This is a genomic window from Micromonospora sp. DT4, from assembly GCF_049841675.1.
GTDB lineage: Bacteria > Actinomycetota > Actinomycetes > Mycobacteriales > Micromonosporaceae > Micromonospora.
In genome coordinates this window covers 1-16,128 of record NZ_JBNCKT010000116.1, presented here as the reverse complement: position 1 = coordinate 16,128, position 16,128 = coordinate 1, and the positions used below count along the sequence as shown (strand labels likewise).

At 67.6% G+C, this 16,128-nt stretch carries 16 protein-coding genes and 1 pseudogene; 7 read left to right on the top strand and 10 right to left on the bottom strand.

Annotated elements, in window-relative coordinates; genetic code table 11:
- Positions 1-79 precede the first annotated feature (79 nt).
- From ACLQ24_RS24470 to ACLQ24_RS24460, 3 genes are read right to left on the bottom strand one after another with little or no spacing between them, the layout of a single operon-like run.
- Positions 80-1,441: a ThiF family adenylyltransferase gene (locus ACLQ24_RS24470; RefSeq protein WP_425894048.1), complete on the bottom strand. Its 1,362-nt coding sequence runs from the start codon at positions 1,439-1,441 to the stop codon at positions 80-82.
- Positions 1,423-1,809, bottom strand: coding sequence for a hypothetical protein (locus ACLQ24_RS24465; protein WP_357951624.1), 387 nt, complete (start codon positions 1,807-1,809; stop codon positions 1,423-1,425). Before ACLQ24_RS24465 ends, ACLQ24_RS24470 begins: the two co-directional genes overlap by 19 nt.
- Positions 1,806-2,081, bottom strand: a complete 276-nt coding sequence (locus tag ACLQ24_RS24460) for a multiubiquitin domain-containing protein (protein WP_425894047.1) — start codon at positions 2,079-2,081, stop codon at positions 1,806-1,808. Before ACLQ24_RS24460 ends, ACLQ24_RS24465 begins: the two co-directional genes overlap by 4 nt.
- Before the next feature lie 173 nt (positions 2,082-2,254).
- On the opposite strand from ACLQ24_RS24460, the gene ACLQ24_RS24455 reads away from it, so the two are divergent.
- From ACLQ24_RS24455 to ACLQ24_RS24430, 6 genes and pseudogenes are all read left to right on the top strand, one after another.
- Positions 2,255-2,632, top strand: a complete 378-nt coding sequence (locus ACLQ24_RS24455; RefSeq protein WP_013289144.1) for a helix-turn-helix domain-containing protein — start codon at positions 2,255-2,257, stop codon at positions 2,630-2,632.
- Positions 2,633-2,635: 3 nt separating this feature from the next.
- Positions 2,636-3,241 (top strand): ImmA/IrrE family metallo-endopeptidase, encoded by a 606-nt coding sequence (locus tag ACLQ24_RS24450; protein ID WP_425894046.1) that lies wholly within the window; start codon positions 2,636-2,638, stop codon positions 3,239-3,241.
- Between the two features lie 295 nt (positions 3,242-3,536).
- On the top strand, positions 3,537-3,686 hold the full coding sequence (locus ACLQ24_RS24445) for a hypothetical protein (RefSeq protein WP_425894045.1): 150 nt from the start codon (positions 3,537-3,539) through the stop codon (positions 3,684-3,686).
- A gap of 21 nt (positions 3,687-3,707) precedes the next feature.
- Complete coding sequence (locus tag ACLQ24_RS24440) at positions 3,708-3,980, top strand: DUF3703 domain-containing protein (protein ID WP_357141514.1); 273 nt, start codon at positions 3,708-3,710, stop codon at positions 3,978-3,980.
- A 278-nt stretch (positions 3,981-4,258) separates the two neighbouring features.
- A complete protein-coding gene (locus ACLQ24_RS24435; protein WP_357141517.1) occupies positions 4,259-4,606 on the top strand; it encodes an ArsR/SmtB family transcription factor in 348 nt (115 codons plus the stop codon).
- 666 nt (positions 4,607-5,272) lie between these two features.
- Positions 5,273-5,422 (top strand): annotated as a pseudogene (locus ACLQ24_RS24430) (IS5 family transposase); the annotation flags it as partial.
- Positions 5,423-5,461: 39 nt separating this feature from the next.
- Here ACLQ24_RS24430 and ACLQ24_RS24425 read toward each other — a convergent pair.
- From ACLQ24_RS24425 to fxlM, 6 genes are all read right to left on the bottom strand, one after another.
- The gene (locus ACLQ24_RS24425; protein WP_425894044.1) at positions 5,462-6,481 is read right to left on the bottom strand and encodes a hypothetical protein; all 1,020 of its coding nucleotides are present in this window, start codon (positions 6,479-6,481) and stop codon (positions 5,462-5,464) included.
- Between the two features lie 80 nt (positions 6,482-6,561).
- The gene (locus ACLQ24_RS24420; protein WP_425894043.1) at positions 6,562-7,443 is read right to left on the bottom strand and encodes a thiopeptide-type bacteriocin biosynthesis protein; all 882 of its coding nucleotides are present in this window, start codon (positions 7,441-7,443) and stop codon (positions 6,562-6,564) included.
- A gap of 88 nt (positions 7,444-7,531) precedes the next feature.
- On the bottom strand, positions 7,532-8,761 hold the full coding sequence (locus tag ACLQ24_RS24415) for a lanthionine synthetase C family protein (RefSeq protein WP_425894042.1): 1,230 nt from the start codon (positions 8,759-8,761) through the stop codon (positions 7,532-7,534).
- Positions 8,758-11,814, bottom strand: coding sequence for a lantibiotic dehydratase (locus ACLQ24_RS24410; protein WP_425894041.1), 3,057 nt, complete (start codon positions 11,812-11,814; stop codon positions 8,758-8,760). The genes ACLQ24_RS24415 and ACLQ24_RS24410 overlap by 4 nt, the downstream gene beginning before the upstream one ends.
- Positions 11,815-11,886: 72 nt before the next feature.
- Positions 11,887-12,081: an FxLD family lanthipeptide gene (locus ACLQ24_RS24405; protein ID WP_425894050.1), complete on the bottom strand. Its 195-nt coding sequence runs from the start codon at positions 12,079-12,081 to the stop codon at positions 11,887-11,889.
- A 68-nt stretch (positions 12,082-12,149) separates the two neighbouring features.
- Positions 12,150-13,313, bottom strand: coding sequence for a methyltransferase, FxLD system (fxlM, locus tag ACLQ24_RS24400; protein WP_425894049.1), 1,164 nt, complete (start codon positions 13,311-13,313; stop codon positions 12,150-12,152).
- Positions 13,314-13,764: 451 nt separating this feature from the next.
- Between fxlM and ACLQ24_RS24395 the strand changes: the two genes are divergently transcribed.
- Complete coding sequence (locus ACLQ24_RS24395) at positions 13,765-14,796, top strand: NAD-dependent epimerase/dehydratase family protein (protein WP_425894040.1); 1,032 nt, start codon at positions 13,765-13,767, stop codon at positions 14,794-14,796.
- Here the strand turns inward: ACLQ24_RS24395 and ACLQ24_RS24390 are convergent.
- The coding region (locus tag ACLQ24_RS24390) for a hypothetical protein (RefSeq protein WP_425894039.1) at positions 14,793-16,128 on the bottom strand (1,336 nt) is incomplete at its 5' end. The two genes, ACLQ24_RS24395 and ACLQ24_RS24390, sit on opposite strands and share 4 nt — an antisense overlap.

Sequence of the window (16,128 nt, the reverse complement as noted above, 5' to 3'; positions counted from 1 at the left end):
TCTCCGCCGCCCGCCGGTAAACAGCCCAACATCATCGATAGAACGGAGAGAAGTTACACCGTTCGGATGACAGACCCGATCAGCCGTCACCGCGCCCGAGGTGCCCGTTTGGAGAGCACCATGGGCAGTCCTTGTCACGACGTGGCATCTGGCCTGTGCGTTCGCGCCGTCTGGGCAGGTGGATCGTGGAGGTGGTGTCGTCGGGGTCGTGGTGCATGCCGGTGACCGCGAGCATGAAGTGGTTAATGGCCTCGGTGGCGACGAGGCCGTTGAGGGCGATGACGCTGGGCGCTGGAACGCTTGCGACGTAGCGGGCGGCAGCCCGTACGTGTTCGGGTTGCATGTCGATCGCGAGTTCGGTCGGGTCGATGAGGCCGTTGCACCACATGCAGCCGCTTCCGGGGACCACGAACCGGTTGACGGCGTGGATCTGGCCGACGATGTCGTCGTCGTTCACGGGGATCTTGACGCCGATCTGCGTCGTGGGGATCAGGTACTGGTTGGCGGCGGCGTTGACCCAGTACCGGGCGGAGTGGCTGTCCGCGGCGAGGAACATCCAGTCGCAGTAGCTCAACGACTGTCTCGCCGTGCTGGTCTCGACTCGTCCCGCCATCACCGTCAGGTCGATATCCGGGTTCGCCCGACGGGCGTTCCGGACTGCGGGGAGGGTTTTCGGCCGGCCGACGTCGTCGCGTTCGGCGGCGAGCAGCCGGGGCAGGTTCGTCTCGTCGACGATGTCGTCGTCGATCAGGACCAGGCCGCCGACGCCGAGGCGGGCGAGGAATTCGACGAGGATGCTGCCGACCCCGCCGAGGCCGACCACGGCAACCCGCAGCCGGCTGAGGGACTCCTGGCCGAGCTGACCGAAGAGCCTCGCCTGCCGATCGTGCAGGAGCTCGGCCGTGCCGGCGCGGGCGGGGCAAGGCCGCAGGCGAATGAGGTTGCCGCTCGGGATGACGACCTCCGCGAGGTCGACGCGGGACCCGTCGGGCAACCACAGGTCACCGGCGGCGGCCTGGTCAGTGAAGACCAGTCCGCCGACGACCTGGCCGGTGATTTGCCGCAGTGCCGGGTAGCCCCGCTCGTGGCTGGCCAGGTCGATCCGGGAGAAGCCAACCGTGACGCCGCCGAGGTGGTTGTGCACGGCGAGGTAGGCGAGCCCCTCCTCCCGCGCCCGGACTGCGGCGTCGCGGACGAAGGACGGCGCGAGAGCCCGGTACCCGGTCTCACCGGGCACATAGTCGACCCCGTCCTTGGCGAGGATCAGCTCGCGGGCGAGCAGCCGGGGCCCGCGCGGGCCCTTCGCGCGGCCTGCGAGGATGACCGCGCCGTGTTCGTCCCTGTCGCTTCGGAACAGGTGATTGGACAGGTCGGCCCACAGCCGAGCCGGCACAGTGAGGCTCCAGCCGTCGGCCGGCGGGTTCACTGGGTGACGAGCCATGTGATCACCTTCTCGGCCTTGAGCGCGGCGTTGTCGATCCCGGCCTGCCACCCGTTGGAGCGGCGTGACAACTGCAGAGCCGGCCTGTTTTGCCAGTCGACCTGTTGGATGGCCGGCCCGTGAGGCTGCCCGTCGGTGCGGGTCAGCCGTCCGGTGTAGTGGGGGTACACATCCGCGCAGGGATAGGCGGCGCTGATCTGGAAGCCCAGCCATGTGGTCGACGGGATGTAGCCCGGGCCGATCTCAATGTCGTTAACGATCACGAAGGCGCCGCCGGCGCCGTCCGGGGTGACCTCGACCGGCTTGCCGGCGAAGTGTTCCCGGACGGCGTCGACCGCGGTGGTGACCGCCGTGGTCGGTTCGGTCACGAGTTGTCGTCCGGCGCGACCGCGAGGAACTCCTGGTGAGGGTGGACCGTGACGGTGTCGTCGTCGCCGATGACCTCGTAGCGGTTGCCCCGCTTCACCGAGAGCTGGAAGTTGGGCTGGATGTGGACGCCCTGGGCGACGGCGGCCTGCTTGATGTCCCGGCCGGTGACCCGGCGCTCGGGCAACTCGATCGGCTGGTTGTTGACCGAGACCGTGATGGTCCGGGGCGAGCGCTGGTTCTCGCTGACGTTTTCGGTCGCGCTGGTCGTCATATTGATCTCCTCGGATCGTTGCTGCTGCTGGAGCGCAGCGGGTACGGTAGGTGTCCTACGAGTAGGACACCGTTCTACTTGTCGAACGAGATCAACGCTACCACGCGAGTGTTCGACATGTCGAACGGTGGTAGAAAGGTGGTTCGCGCAACCTGCGAGGAGATGCCCCGCCCATGGCTCAGACCAGGATCAACGTGCCGGCGCTGTACGCCGCCCTCGACGCCGCGCGCAGAAGCAAGAACCTCTCCTGGCGACAGCTCGCCGGCGAGGTGGGATGTAGCCCTTCCACGATGACCCGCCTTGCCAACGGCTACCGGCCGGACGCAGACGCCTTCATGACCCTTACCCAGTGGCTGAAGATGCCAGCGGAGACCTTCTGGATCTCCGACACGGAGGACGACCAAGACGAGGAGCCGGAACTCCTCGCCGAGGTCGGCGTTCTCCTGCGGGCTCGCAAAGATCTCGGCGAGGAGGAGAAGCAACACCTACAGAACGTGCTCGAAGCAGCCATGAAACTTCACGCCACCCAACGCGCGGCTCGGAACCGGTGACACGTGGGCAAAAGGCTCCCCAAGGCTGAGATCCAGCGCCGAGCGATCGACATCCGAAAGACCGACCTCGGTCTCACCGAACACGATCGGCTCTGCCCCTACGAACTCGCCCACGTGCACGGCGTCGCCGTGCACGCCTTGGACAGCCTTGCGGAGATGGGATGTCCTGAGAAATCAGTGACCTTCTACGCCTCCGAGCGTCCGGAGGCATGGTCCGCCGCGCTGGTGCCTGCCGGAACGGGCCAGTTCATCGTGGAGAACACCTCACACCAGCCCCGCCGCCGCAGATTTAACGTCGCCCACGAGATGGCCCACGTGCTCCTTGAACACGAGTTCGACCGGGTCATGTTCAGCGCCGAGGGCCGCCACGGTTGCGCCAATCCCACCAGCAAAGATCAGGAGTGGGAAGCGCAGGAACTTGGAGCCGAACTGCTGCTGCCCCTGGCCGCCGCGTACAAGGCGGCCAGGGAGCGCAGGAACGACGAGCAAGTCGCCGACCTCTTCGACGTCAGCCTTCCGGTTGCCAGGTGGCGCATGAACGGAACGGGGGCGCGGATCGTTGCCCAGCGCGCAGCCGCGAAGCGGGCCAAGCCCGGAAAGTCTTGGTAGCCCAATTTCATCTACCACCTCGCTGCTCCGCTGGGCGAGACGTCGGCGTCCGGTGGCCTGGTTGGGTGGCGGCAGCCGGGGGGACGAGTCCTGCGAGTTCAGGGCGAAAAGCCTGCGCGGCTGGTCCTGAGCGACCCCATCGCCGCCCTGGTCATCGCCGCCGTGGCGGTCAAGGAAGGCCGGAGGCGTGGCGTAGTGATGCCTGCTGCGCGGTCCTGCTCACCGTCCCGCTCGCTGACACCCACACCCGCGCGGGTGCCGTCGCAGATGGACACGGTGCCAGCGAGGATGACGCGTGCGGATGCCGACCGGGCTGCTCCTGCTGCTCGTCGAATGCGGCATGACCGCACTGGCTATCGAGCGGCGGATGCCGTCCGCGGTGCGCGTCGCGTTCGACGCCGAGTTGACCACCGGCCAGACCGTGACCGACCCGGCGACGGCGTGACGGGCCGCCGAACGCGCGCACATCCTGTCCCAGCTCTGGCCGTGGCCGCACACCGTGGCCCACGCCGTCATGCTGCGCCGCGCCCTGCACGAACGCGACCGCGTAGGAGCGGTCGGGCAGGTCATCCGCCTCGCCGTAGCCGGACCCGGATCCGCGCTCGGCCGCTACCCGGCCGGCAACACCGGCCGCGCCCGCGTACTGCTGACCCCACCCATGCCGATTCCCGCCGGCCTGGCAGCGGTGCTCGCCAACGCGCCCGGAACAGCGGCCGACGCCGCCCGGCGAGCCCAATAGCCCCACGCCTCGCCCACCCGGTCACCGACCAGATGACCGGGTGGGCGCTACACGCTGGCATTGGTGACCCCGCCGCACTGGCCGCCGTCATCCCTGCGAGCAGAGCTGAGGGGGTGACTGTTTTGGTCTGGCCCAAGACTCATTTGACGTGGTCGCAACCGATCTCTTCTCCTCACGCTCAGTCAGCTCCGCCCCGCCGGTCAAGCGTGATCCGCCCCTCGTTCTGCCCGCCTTGTGGCGGTGTTGCTGCGACGATGCAGGACGTGGGATCCACGAACATGATGAAGCCTGCCATCTCGCCCCTCGCCGGCGAGCCCATCGAACGCGCCGACGCTGAGCGGCTCGCTGGAGTGCTGAAGGCTTTCGCCGACCCGGCTCGGCTGCGCTTGCTCAGCCTGATCCAGTCGTCTCCAGAGGGCGAGGCGTCGGTGAGTGACCTGACCGAGCCGCTCGGATTGTCTCAGCCGACCGTGAGCCATCATCTTCGGATTCTCACTGAGGCCGGTCTGCTTGAACGGGACAAGCGGGGCGTGTGGGCGTACTACCGCTTGGTGCCGTCAGCGATCGCGAGCATCGCCGAGCTGTTGACGCCGCCACGCAAGCGGGCGACGAAGAAGGCCCGCTGATCCTGCGGAAGGGACGTCACGGCTCGCGTGGTGCTCCGTTGGTGCTCGGATGTTCGGCGCCGGGCGAGCATCAACGCGGCAAAATCAGCACGGTGACATCTCCATCGGGGAACCGCGCGCTTCGCCCTTCGGCTGCAGCGCGCGGACCAGCCGAAACAGAAAGCCCTTCGCGTGGACGAAGGGCTTGCAAAACAGCACGTTCTATGAGACTTTGTATTAGGTGGGGAAGGTGGTTCACCCTTCCTCCTACGGATCAGAAGGTTAGGGGTTCGAATCCCTTCGGGCGCACAAATGATCAAGGCCGTGACCTGCAAGAACAGAGGTCATGGCCTTTTTCTTTCCCATTTTCGTTGCCGATTGTCCTACATTTTGGAACGTTGGTGCTCCGTTGGTGCTCCTCTGTTTCGGCGGGGGTTTGTGCTGGCTGGTGTCGGAACGGTCGGTGGTGTCGTGGTTCGTGTCGGCAGGTCCGGGCGGGCCGGTGGGGCGGCGGTGGTCAGGTGGCCGTGGTGGGGTGGTTTCCGATGCTTCCGATTGGCCGGGTCCGGGGCGGTGTGTGACCTCGTGGAAAGCCCGGTGCGGTGAGAGTCGCACGCCGGGTTCGGCGGGCGGGTCCGGGAAACGGACCTGGAGCAATCCAGGCACCGCGCCCGGGCACAACCCAACACCATCGGCTGGCTCATGCAGGACCGCCGACTCGTGCGCGACTACGAAACCCGCCCCGACAACTCCGCCAGCATGATCACCCTCGCCATGATCGACAACCTCGCCAAACGCCTCACCACCGAAACCACCCCGACCTGGCGAGACGACTAAAACCACAACACACGCTAAATACGTGAATCAGACGTCCTTTCATGAGGGCGCGCAAGCGGAGGGCGGCGAAACGACGATGCGCTCGGCGATGCCGAGCGCATCGGCGAGTTCAGCCTGCAAGGGATCCGGTACGACACCCGCGTCAAGCCCGCAGACGGCGACGACGTCGGTGAATTGCTCGACCTGCCGCGGGGTGAGGATGTTGCGGCAGCCGGCATGGTCGAGAATATCCCTGGCTGCGTATCCATCCCTGATGACTTGTTCGAGCAGGCCGGCAGCGATGGGGCGTGCTGTCGGCTGGTGGATGCCGCCGAGCGCGTCGATGAGGCTGAGACCGAGCCGGGTGTGGAACACGGCGAGGCCTGCTTCGGCTGGGTTCAGCGCCTGGTAGGCGTGGACGGCGTGGCTGCGCTCGATGCTGGTGGCGTCCGGCTGGCAGAGCAGGGTCAGGCATGCGGTGACTGCCTGTTCCCAGAGCTCGCCGGGTTGGGTGTTGTGCAGCAGGGCCGACGCTTGGCTGTGTCTGCCGGCGAGGGTGTGGGCGATGACGGTGATCTGTCGGCCGTCGAGCATGCGTCGGCCGATGCCGTGATGCTGATTCAGCCGGCGGTAGGCGTCGTCCCATTTGCCGGCGACCGCCAGGGCGTGCGAGCCGCTGGACAGCAACACTGCCCACAGCCATTGGCAGAGCTCGCGGTGTTCGGTGCGGTCGTCGACGAGGCGTGAGGCGGGCACGGCGATGCCGTCGATGGTGATGTCGGTGCGGGAGGTGACCGCTCGGTAGAGCTTTTCGAGGATTGCCCAGGCTCCGGCGCCGTCTCTGGCGCGGGTGCGGAGCCGGGCGAGGTTGATGATGGGTTCGAGGCTGTTGCTCGCTGCTCGAAATTCTTGGGGTGGGTTGGCGAGCGCGGCGCGGGCGAGTCGCGCCGACCATTGGTGGGCCAGGTCGGGTCGTCCGCAGTCGGATGCCAGTAGCGCCGCGAGGTTGAACACGGCGGTCGCGGCGGCAGCATCGTGATCGCGGGCGGCGTCGGCGGCACGGCGTCGGAGGTCAGCCACCCGCTCAGGCAGGGGCGTGCAGGCTGGCCGGGGGCGGGCGACGAGTGGGAACCTGCGCGCTTGTGCTCCGGTGGCGTCCATCAGCGGCCGCTTTGCGGGCGGCTGGCGATGGCTGGCGCGCTTCGGTCGTCGTTGGGCGGCGTGGGTTGGGTGGGGTCGGGGCCGAAGATCATGGTCGCGGCATTGGTGGCGAGGACCGCTTGGGTGGTGGCGGGTAGCCCGAGCCTGTTCATCGCGAATATGACGTGGTGTGCCAGGACGTCACGCAATCCTCGGTGTAGGTCGCCGGTTGCGGTGAGGTGAGTCAGGTCGTGGCCGGCGGCGGCGAACGATGCCGCCCACGCGCTAGCCGTGGCCAGCGGTGCGCCCGAGTTGGTAAGGCTGGTCAGGTCGATGCTGATCAGCCGGCGAAGCGCCGATTGCAGGGCCACAGCGGCGTTCTGGTCGAGATGGTTGGGAGGCGTTCGGTGGTGCGCGACGCGGGCCCAGACGTCGCCTTGCTCGTACCAGTCCAGGCCTGCGGCGCGCAGCATGCTGCTGGCGAGCAGGACCGCCAACTCGCGGCGGCGTCGGGCCGCAGGGTCTGGTGCGGTGGCGGCGAGGTAGCCGAGCACGTGGGCGCTATCGACGTGCCACAGTCGGTGTGCCACTGCCATCGCTTGGGCGCCGCCGAAGGCGCGCGTTTCGGGTTCGTACACCACCTCGACGGCTCGCGCGATTAGCTTGTTGCGTTTCAGGGTGTCAAGGCGGTTGAGGAGATGCGCCCGCGCTTCGGTGGCGTCGCCAGCGGGGAGGTAGCGGAGCCTCCACTGGGGCGTCTTGCGGATGAAGAACCAGGCGGTGATGAATCTGCCGGCTTCTGCCTCGGCGAGGACGGGAGCCAGGTGCGCGATGGCGACGTCTTCGGCCTGCTGCGGTTCGGGTAGATCGATGGTGATCTGGAGCCACGGTATGGGTGTCATGGCTGTCCTTACAGTTGGGAGGGATTAGTCCTTGTCGCTCCGCTACGCGAAGCGGCCCTAAGCGGGAGGAAGTAGGTCTACCTCCGAGTTAGGCCAGCAGGAGGACTGCGTCCCACGTGGATGCGGGTGCGGCCCCTGTTCCGACAGCGTGTAGCGCGAGAGCGGCTCCGGCGGCACCATCCATGAGTTCCGGATCGGTCATCGGCTCGGCCACCTGGGTGGCGAGTTGGGCTGCCAGGTCGCGCATTTCGGAGGCTAATGCCGGGCTGCGGCAATCGGCTGCCATGCGGAAGGCAGCCTGGAGTAGACCGGCTTTCCCGTGGCACAGTCCGACTCCGGGCAGCAGAGAGCGTTGAGTTGGGTCGCGCAGCGCCGCGAGTACCGCGTTTTCAGCTGTTTCTTGCCGATCGTTGTCATTGAGGGCGATGCCGGCCAGTTGCTGGGCGCGGGCGGTGCCGGCGACTCCATAGCACCAGGACGGTCGGGGGCGTTGTGGTGGTTCGAGGCGGCGGGCGTGTCCGATGGTGAGGTAGCCGGGCCACCAGGGGCCGGTGGTGTCGTGGTGGCACCACTGGTCGGTCCAGGCGCAGAGCAGGGCGAGCGCGTCACGGACGCCGGTTGCTGGCACGCCGTGAAGGACGGCGAGGGACAGCAGCGCCACGACTGCGCTGATGCCATGAGCCACCCCTAGGTTGCCGTGCCCTTGGGGGTAGTTCGGGTGCGGCTCGCCGGACAGGTCGACCGGCATCCACCACGGCGGCACGTCCGTTGCGCCGGGTCGGCCGGGGAGGGGGTGTGTGAGGCGGACCAAGTAGGTGAGCACGTCGCGGGTGACGGGGTGCGCGGGGTGGCGGTGCAGGTGGTAGACGCCGAGTCCGGTCAGCCCGTGGATTAGGTCGAACTCCCGCATCAGGAGTGGATCGCGGCGGTCGATGCGGGCGTGCGCGGCGGCCAGCCGCGTTCGGGTGAGCGTGATGGTGGTGTCGTCGAGCGAGGCCAGGGTGCGGCGGTACCGGGTCGTGCCCGCGGCGTGTAGGGCGAAGCCGAGGGCCGGTGCGCCGTGGAACAGGTTGGCGTTGCCGCCGGTGCTGATTGGTTCGGAGGCGGCGAGTTTCAGCCAGGCGTGGGCGAGGGCTTCGTCGCCGTACCCGGAGCGGGCACGTTCGATGTGTAGCAGGGCGATGCCGACAGCGCCGCCGGCAAGGGATTGCGGTCGAGCCCGCCCGCTCAGGGGCCACGCTTGGAGGGCCTGCGGGTCGGCGAGCGTCTCGGCGATAGCGGTGGCTGCCGCCAACGCTGCCGGATGGGAGGGGCTCACGTGAGGCTCCGGGCTCGGGTGCTCCAGCTCAGTGCGGCGGCGCGGGCCAGGTGTAGGCAGGTGCGTTCGCTGTCCGGGTCGGGCCCGATCATGCGGGTGTGGTGAAGGTGGAGCAGGTCCGGCAGCACGCTCTCGGGAGCGACCGCGACGGTACGCAGCGTGTCGCGGTATGCCGTCAACGCCTGATGGCGCCGGCCCCAGGCGGCGCGCAGCTGCTCGGTGGCAGGAAGGTCGGCCAGGCCGGACTGGTCGGGGTTAGCCAGTCGGACAGCGAGCTGGTATAGGTCGCGAGGCGGTGCGGGCCGGTGCCGGCGTACGTGGTCGATGAGCCACTGCATGCCCCGGTCGGCGTCGCCAACGAGCGCGGTGGTGATGTCCAGCAAGCTCGCGGCGGTTATCGCGCGCACGTCGTGCGAACGTCTGCGGGCGTCGATGGTGAGTTGCGCGAGAGCGGCAGCTGAGTCGGCTGCGAAGAGTTCTTCGATCGCCGTGCTCGCGGTGGGACCACCGAGGCGGGCCGGCTCCGGGTAGTCGGTGTCGACCTGGACGTGGGCGACCAGGCCAGAGCGGCGCAGCTCCTGCGTCCATTCGCCGACGGTCGCGGCGCTCGTGGCGCCGGCGACGCGCAGCCGCAGGTGCGGCTCGGGGTCTTCGTAGCGCAGAAACCACCACCGGACTGGTGGGTTCAGCCGGCGAAGCAGGATTGGCAGGTGCTGGGTGAGGATCCTGGATTGTCGGTCGGGGTGACCGTATAGCTTGACGTAGAGCGGATCCTGTTGGCCGGGGAGGTGTCCGTGCTCGCGGACGTCGACTACCGGCGCGGTGGCGAGCAGCCGCGGTGATGGCGCCGGGGCGAGCGTCGACGCGAGGGGGACGACGATTTCGTGCGCGTATCCGCCGATCCAGCCGGCGGCGTCCGGTGGCGGTGCGGCGCGCAGGACGGCGGTCGGAGTGCGGTTGAGGTGGTCGCGTAGCAACGCCTGGTGCGCGGGTTCGGCCAGGTCAAGGGCTAGCCGCTGGTCGCCGTCACCGAGATACACCGTTTCGGGACATCCGACCATGTCGCGCCACTCGGCCAGGGCGGGAGCCCACTCCCGCCAGTTGGCGGTGGGCGCGGGTAGGACGGATGCCCGTAGTAGCCACCGCGCCGGTGCCAGGGTGGTTCTCCCATAGTGCAGGGCGGGTAGGAACGGCAGGCCGCTCGCGGCCCCCCAGTCGAACGCGCCGCATGCCACGGTGAAGGCGGTAGGGGCTTCGGTGAGGAACCGCACGATCGGCAGGGTGTAGTGGACCTGCTCGACTGCGTTGATCGTGATCGGCTCCACCGGCTGCCGCCGGGGGATCGACACGAGGTACACGCGGTCGGCGTCGGCGGTGACCGCGATGTCGTCGAGCGCGATCTGGTCGGGGGTGTTGTCGTGGTACTCCCCGAGTGAGATGAGGTGCGGCATCACCTGCGGGGCGTGGGCGACGTCCTCGGTGATCGTGTACGGGGTTACTGACGACACCTGGGTGAGGAGCGCCCCGCGGAGCGTGGTTGGCAGGGTCGCGTACTGGCCGGCGATTCGCTTGCGGTCCGTGGGATCGAGCAGGTCGAGGAACCGTCCGGTGGTTGTCCCGGCGTTGCGGGATACGCCGACGACCGTGAGCCGAAAGTCGCCGTGGTCGAGGTCCTGCATGGTCCGGGCGAGTACGGTGACCGTCAGCTCGGTGCTGGGTTGGACTCGCGTGAGCGGTTCCTCGCCGCCTAGCTCCCGGATCATGGCGTCGTCGAGCACGATCTGGTGTTGGCGTCGTAGCGCTGCGTCTTGGGCTAGGGCCATCAACTTCTGATCTCGCGATGTCAGAGCTGCGGGCGTTGCTGGTGAGGCATCGCGGTAGCCAGCGGGGTATCCGAGGCCGACATCGGCGTTTACCGCGTCACGTACCGGCACGAGCGCGTGCGGCCCGTAGCGCTCCAGGAACCGGCGGTGCCATGCCACCCAACCGGCCCGGCCGGGCGCGGCCAGGCGTGTGAGGGCGTTAGCTGCTGCCGCGGCTTCCATGGCAACAGCGTCCGGGACCACTAAGTGGACGCCCAGACGCATGTCGACGGCTACGGGTGGGTCGTCGGTACGGTGCAGGGCGGCCATCGCTGCGGCGAGCCGCTCGCGTTCGTCGTCGGGTCCGTGAGGCGTCGTGTCGCGCTGCGTCGGCCGCTCGACGAGACAGCGCAGCGCGTCGAGCGTCGCCTGTGCCTCAGGAGGGCCTGCGATGCTGTCGTCAACGTCGGCCAACGCCTGCTCGAGGCCAGCCGCGACGACGGACAACGGCTCGCTGGCAGTCGTCGCCGGCCGTAAGTGGGTCAGGAGCAGACGCTGCGCCACCATTTCCGCCAGCAACGCGTGAACTCTGTTGGTGGAAACACGGTGATCGGCGGCGAGCTTGCTCGCCAAATCCCGCAGTTGGACTGGATCCCGGGCAGCCGTCAGCGCGGCGCGTACCGGCCCTGTGGCGCGCACCTGCACGTGGAGGGGTGACTCGCCGAGGTTCCGGCTGGGGCGGTGCTCGAGCACGACCTGATCGTCCCGCCAGGTCAGGAGATTGTTGGCTTGGACGGTGAGGTGCGGCAGGAGCACCGGATCGGCCTCCAGGCGGTCGATCAGGCCGGCCAGCCACTGCGCCCGTACCCGCGCTACCGCCCGATGCTCGCCATCGAACCGGACCGTCGTGGTGGTTGCCAGGTATGCGGGGGCGATTCCGGCGAATAGGCCGTACGGAGTTGCCCGTCCGCGCGCCCGTAGCAGGTACCGCATGACCGACAGCACCATCCGGCGTGCCTCACGCTCACTCACCGAGCGGCCATCACACATCGCCCGGACGCGTTCGAACAGCACCGGACTGGCGTGCGCAAGCCCGACGGAGAACTCGGGCACCGCGACGGCCTGCTGCAACCATGGCCGCCACGACACTGCACCGGCCGCCGACTCCGTCAGGTCCGGCCACCACCTGGGCAGATCGTCCGGAGGGCACACCGTGCAGCGCACCAACAGCGCGTCCAGATGCCGATACACGCTTCCTCCCCTAGGTATGGGGCGTCTGACCGCGCGGCATTGTCCGCACAGCCAGACGCCCCGAATCTCGATCTACGCGGGGCAGGTCGTGCTGCAGGCCGACTGGCAGGTCTTGCCACACCCGTCGTTGGTCATGTAGATCAGCTTGTCGACGCCCTCACCCGACTCGACGAAGGTGACATCCAGTTCCCAGTCGTTCGGGCTGAACTCGTCCTTGCTCTCGGCCAGCGCCGGTGGCGCCGACAAACCGGGCCTCTCCTCGGTCATGATCGACACGACAGCCTCCTTCGAGGGGTTGTGATCCTCCGGTGCCCCGGTCGAGGCACCGGTAGCTGTCAGGGCCAGGAAACCGCGACGACGCCGTGGCGCTTCGGCGCGTACCACCCAGCCGGCGCGACCTGGCCTGCATGCCTGGGCAGGTACTCGATGCGCGCGGCCCCGCGGCGGCGATAGTCCGCCGCCCAGCGACGCAGCAGCCCGACGTACCGTTCGGCTACTGCTTCGGCCTGTGGGCCGTAGGCGAATACACCGCTTTCCCAACCATCGGTGCCTTTGTTCTCGCGTTTGGTCCGGTAGGCGAAACTGCCGCCCTCGACCAGGACGGCCGTGCCATAGGTCACCGCTGGGGTGAACACCCCCTGGTCCACCAGGAGTTGGCTGGCGTGCAGGAACGGCACCTTCGGGGCGCTTGTCACCACGAATAGCTCCAGCTCGTCAGGCAGATCGAACGCAGCCCCGGACCACCGCTCGATCCTCGGCCCGTGGATCGCCTTGCGCAGCGCCGGCACGTCGAAACCCGGATCAGGCCCGTCGAGGCGCAGTGTCGCCTCGCCGTTGATCGGCACCAGTGTCTCGGCGAAGGTGCCCTCTCCCTGCATGGGCACGAAACCGCCGAGGCAGTAGCTGCGGCTGACCAGCCCGTTCCCGGACCGGTCGAAGGCGATGCAGCGGGACAGCCCGGAAAACCGCAGCGGTACGACGATTCTGCCCCGCTCGGCGAGCTGTTCGATCCAGGCTGGCGGAATATCCCACGCCCCGACCGTGACGATGATCCGGTCGTAGGGCGCCTGCTCTGGCACGCCATGTTCGGCGTCGGCCTGCACCACCCGCACCCGCTCGTAGCCGGCCTCCTGAAGGAAGGCGCGGGCCCGAGCGACGATCACTGGGTCGATGTCGACCGACGTCACCGAGCCTGCCGGCCCAACTAGCTGTGCGATCAGGGCCGCGTTGTACCCGCCCGAGCCGATCTCCAGAACCCGCATCCCCGGCTCGATCTCAGCCTGTTCCAACATCACCGCCTGGATGTGTGCCGCAGAGACCGAACTGAGCGCGGTGCCGTCCGGGCCGGTCTTCGTCACCAGCGGGGTGTTCGCGTCGTACACAGCCTCCAATGGCTCACCAGGAGCGAAAAGGTGACGGGGCACGACCGAGAAGGCAGCGGCCACCGCGTCGGAGTTGATGGTGTCCTCACGTAGCTCGGAGACCATCGCCGCACGCATCGTCGCGGGATCCTGAGCACGCTGCTCGCTCTGGGTTGTCATGTGCCTGCCTCAGCTATCTGACTGGTGCCGCTGTCGATCGAGCAGCGGCGTTGCCATTGCCTAACGCCAACCAGGGGCTGTCAGCGTCTGTTGCACCACGAAGCCGTAGCTGTTGCGCCTGCTTCCGATGGAAGCGCCTGTCGACTTCGAGCGGGTGAAGTCACCTGCCCAGGATTTCGCAGCCGGCGGATGCTGGGAATGCCGACTTACGGTCCGACCTCGCGTACCGACCTGTGGTCCGACTTGGCGTCTAGCAGCGCAAACCCGCGAGGGGGAGCTTTGTCATGCGGGTTGCGGTAGGCGCGCCGCCCGGAGAGCAGGTATGAGTCGTGCTCTCAGGTACGGACTGGGACGTGGTCGTCCGCGCCCCCCGCTGAGCCATCACGTCGTGGTGGGTGATGATGTGAGGATGCGGCTACTGATCCTCGGCGGCACTTGGTTCCTCGGCCGTGCGCTCGCTGCGCAAGCTCTTGAGTCGGGGCACTCCGTCACAACGTTCAACCGTGGCGTATCCGCAGCCGACATTCCCGGCGTGCAGGCACTGCGCGGGGACCGCGAGCGACCTGAGGATGTCCGTCGGCTCGCCGAGCATGGGCCGTGGGATGCCGTCATCGATACGATTGGCTTCGTCCCGCAGCAAGTTTTGACTGCCGCGACTGCGCTGGACCACGTAGTGGGCCGCTATATCTTCCTGTCGTCGGTCAACGTCTACGTAGGATGGCCGAACGAGTCGCTCAGCGATGAATCGGCAACGTTCGAGTGTCCGCCTGATGCGGACGCCGATTTCGGTGCCGACCTCGGATACGCCGGCCAGTACGGTGCCCTGAAAGCCGGCTGTGAACGAGCCGTCCTGGAAACAATCGGTGAGGAACGGGCCGCCATCCTGCGACCCGGCGTCATCCTCGGCCCTCAGGAATACGTCGGTCGTCTCACGTGGTGGCTGGCGCGTGCCTCCCGCGGCGGCCAGCTCCTAGTTCCTGGCCCGCCGGACCGCCCGATCCAGCCCATCGACGTTCGAGACGTCGCCGCCTTCGCCCTAGACTGCGCGACCAGCGGCCACCACGGCTCCTTCAATCTCGCCGCTCCGATCGGGCGCGCGACCTTCGGCGACCTCATTGACACCTGCGTAGCTGCGACTGCGGCCGGCACACGGCCGATGTGGGTAGACCCAACGTGGCTTGTTGAGCACGACGTTCAGCAATGGACCGAGTTGCCGCTGTGGCGCACGAATATGGGAGTGTGGAACGTCGATAGTTCCCGCGCCGTCGACGCTGGGCTGCGCTGCCGACCGTTGACGCAAACCATCATCGATACATGGGCGTGGATGACAGGCGGCGGAGCCGCGATCACCGGTACGGGTGAAGCGGCGCGGGCTGCCGACCATGGCCTCCCGGCAAATCGCGAACAGGCGCTGCTAGACGCATGGATCGCGCGCGCCTAGGACGGCGTGGGCTCCGTCGTAGGGCTCGAGGTCGCGGTGAACAAGGCGGCCTCTTCAGCCACCTCCCTAGCGACGAGGACTGGGCGCCATTGAGCAGCAGTAAGCATGTCGTGCACGCGCTGAACCCGTCCAAGCAATCCGACCCGCCTCCAGCTGAGCGGCATCGACCACAGCGAGGTTAAGGTCTCTCGCGCGGCCTCCACATCTCCGGCAAGCAGCTGACAAGTGGCGAGGTCAACGCGGGCTTCAGCCTCGACCGTGGACCACGGATCCGAGGTTGAGGCAGCGACCACGTCGACCGCCCGCCGAGCGGCGGTCGTCGCCGCGTCGATGTGCCCAACTTGTAGCCACGCGGTACTTGCGCTCCGTGCCTGCTGCGGGACGGAATATCCGAATTCGCCGCCGATGAGATCATGCAGCTCGTCGGTACCCTCAACATTTCGGACGTCTTCGGCAGCACGCAGTGCGCGGCCTACTTCATCAGCCGACCCGTGGTGAGACCACGCTCTTGCCAATATGTACAACGCGCGGGTTCGGGCGACCCCGATCGGTGCCTGCTCAACTGCCATGCTCGCGTATTGGACGGCCTCCGCGGCTCGTCCAGTCCAGTAAGCGATTGTCGCCTGTAGCCCCAAGGCGTAGGCGCGGGCGCCGGCATGCCCAATGATGTCGCCGTACTTTTCTGCAGCCTGTGCGTACTGTCGTGCCGTGTCCCAGAGGCCCAAGTCGATGCTGGCGCTCGCGAGTAGCGAGACTGTCTGTCCCAGGGTGAGGTAGAGGTCGCTTTGCTGCGATGGGCGCCGCGTTCGGGGCAGGTAGCGCACTGCGACAGCACGAATGCGCAGGGTTTCCTTTACCGCCTCGGCAGGTGTCAGGGCATTGAAGCTGAGCGCGACTGATCGTACGTCGTTGCGCAGTTGGTCGATTTCCCCGTTCGGCACCTTCCACGCCCCTGCATCGTTGGCGTGGTCGCTGCACTCGCCTGCAGCGACCACGAGCGCTTGCTCAAGTCCAACGTACCCGCCAGTAAATGTCCGACCAACCGGTGCAAGGGCGGCCGTCGCCGAACGTTCTGTCCAACCGTCTAGAGCAGGGAACTGGCCGTCACCAGTACGTCGCGGACTGTAGAGGCCAAGTCCGCTGTCGTTGGCAGTGCCAAGGACGCTGCGGAGGGCGGCACGGCGTTCATCGCTGGGCCAGCGGTGTTCACCTCGCTCGAGTTTCCCGATCCACCGGAAGTCAACGTAGTGGGCGGTGAGAGACTGTCGGGTAACTGGACGGCTACGCAGTGAGAAGTCGTTCGGCGTTGATGCGTCGGGCGGCTTCGCGCTC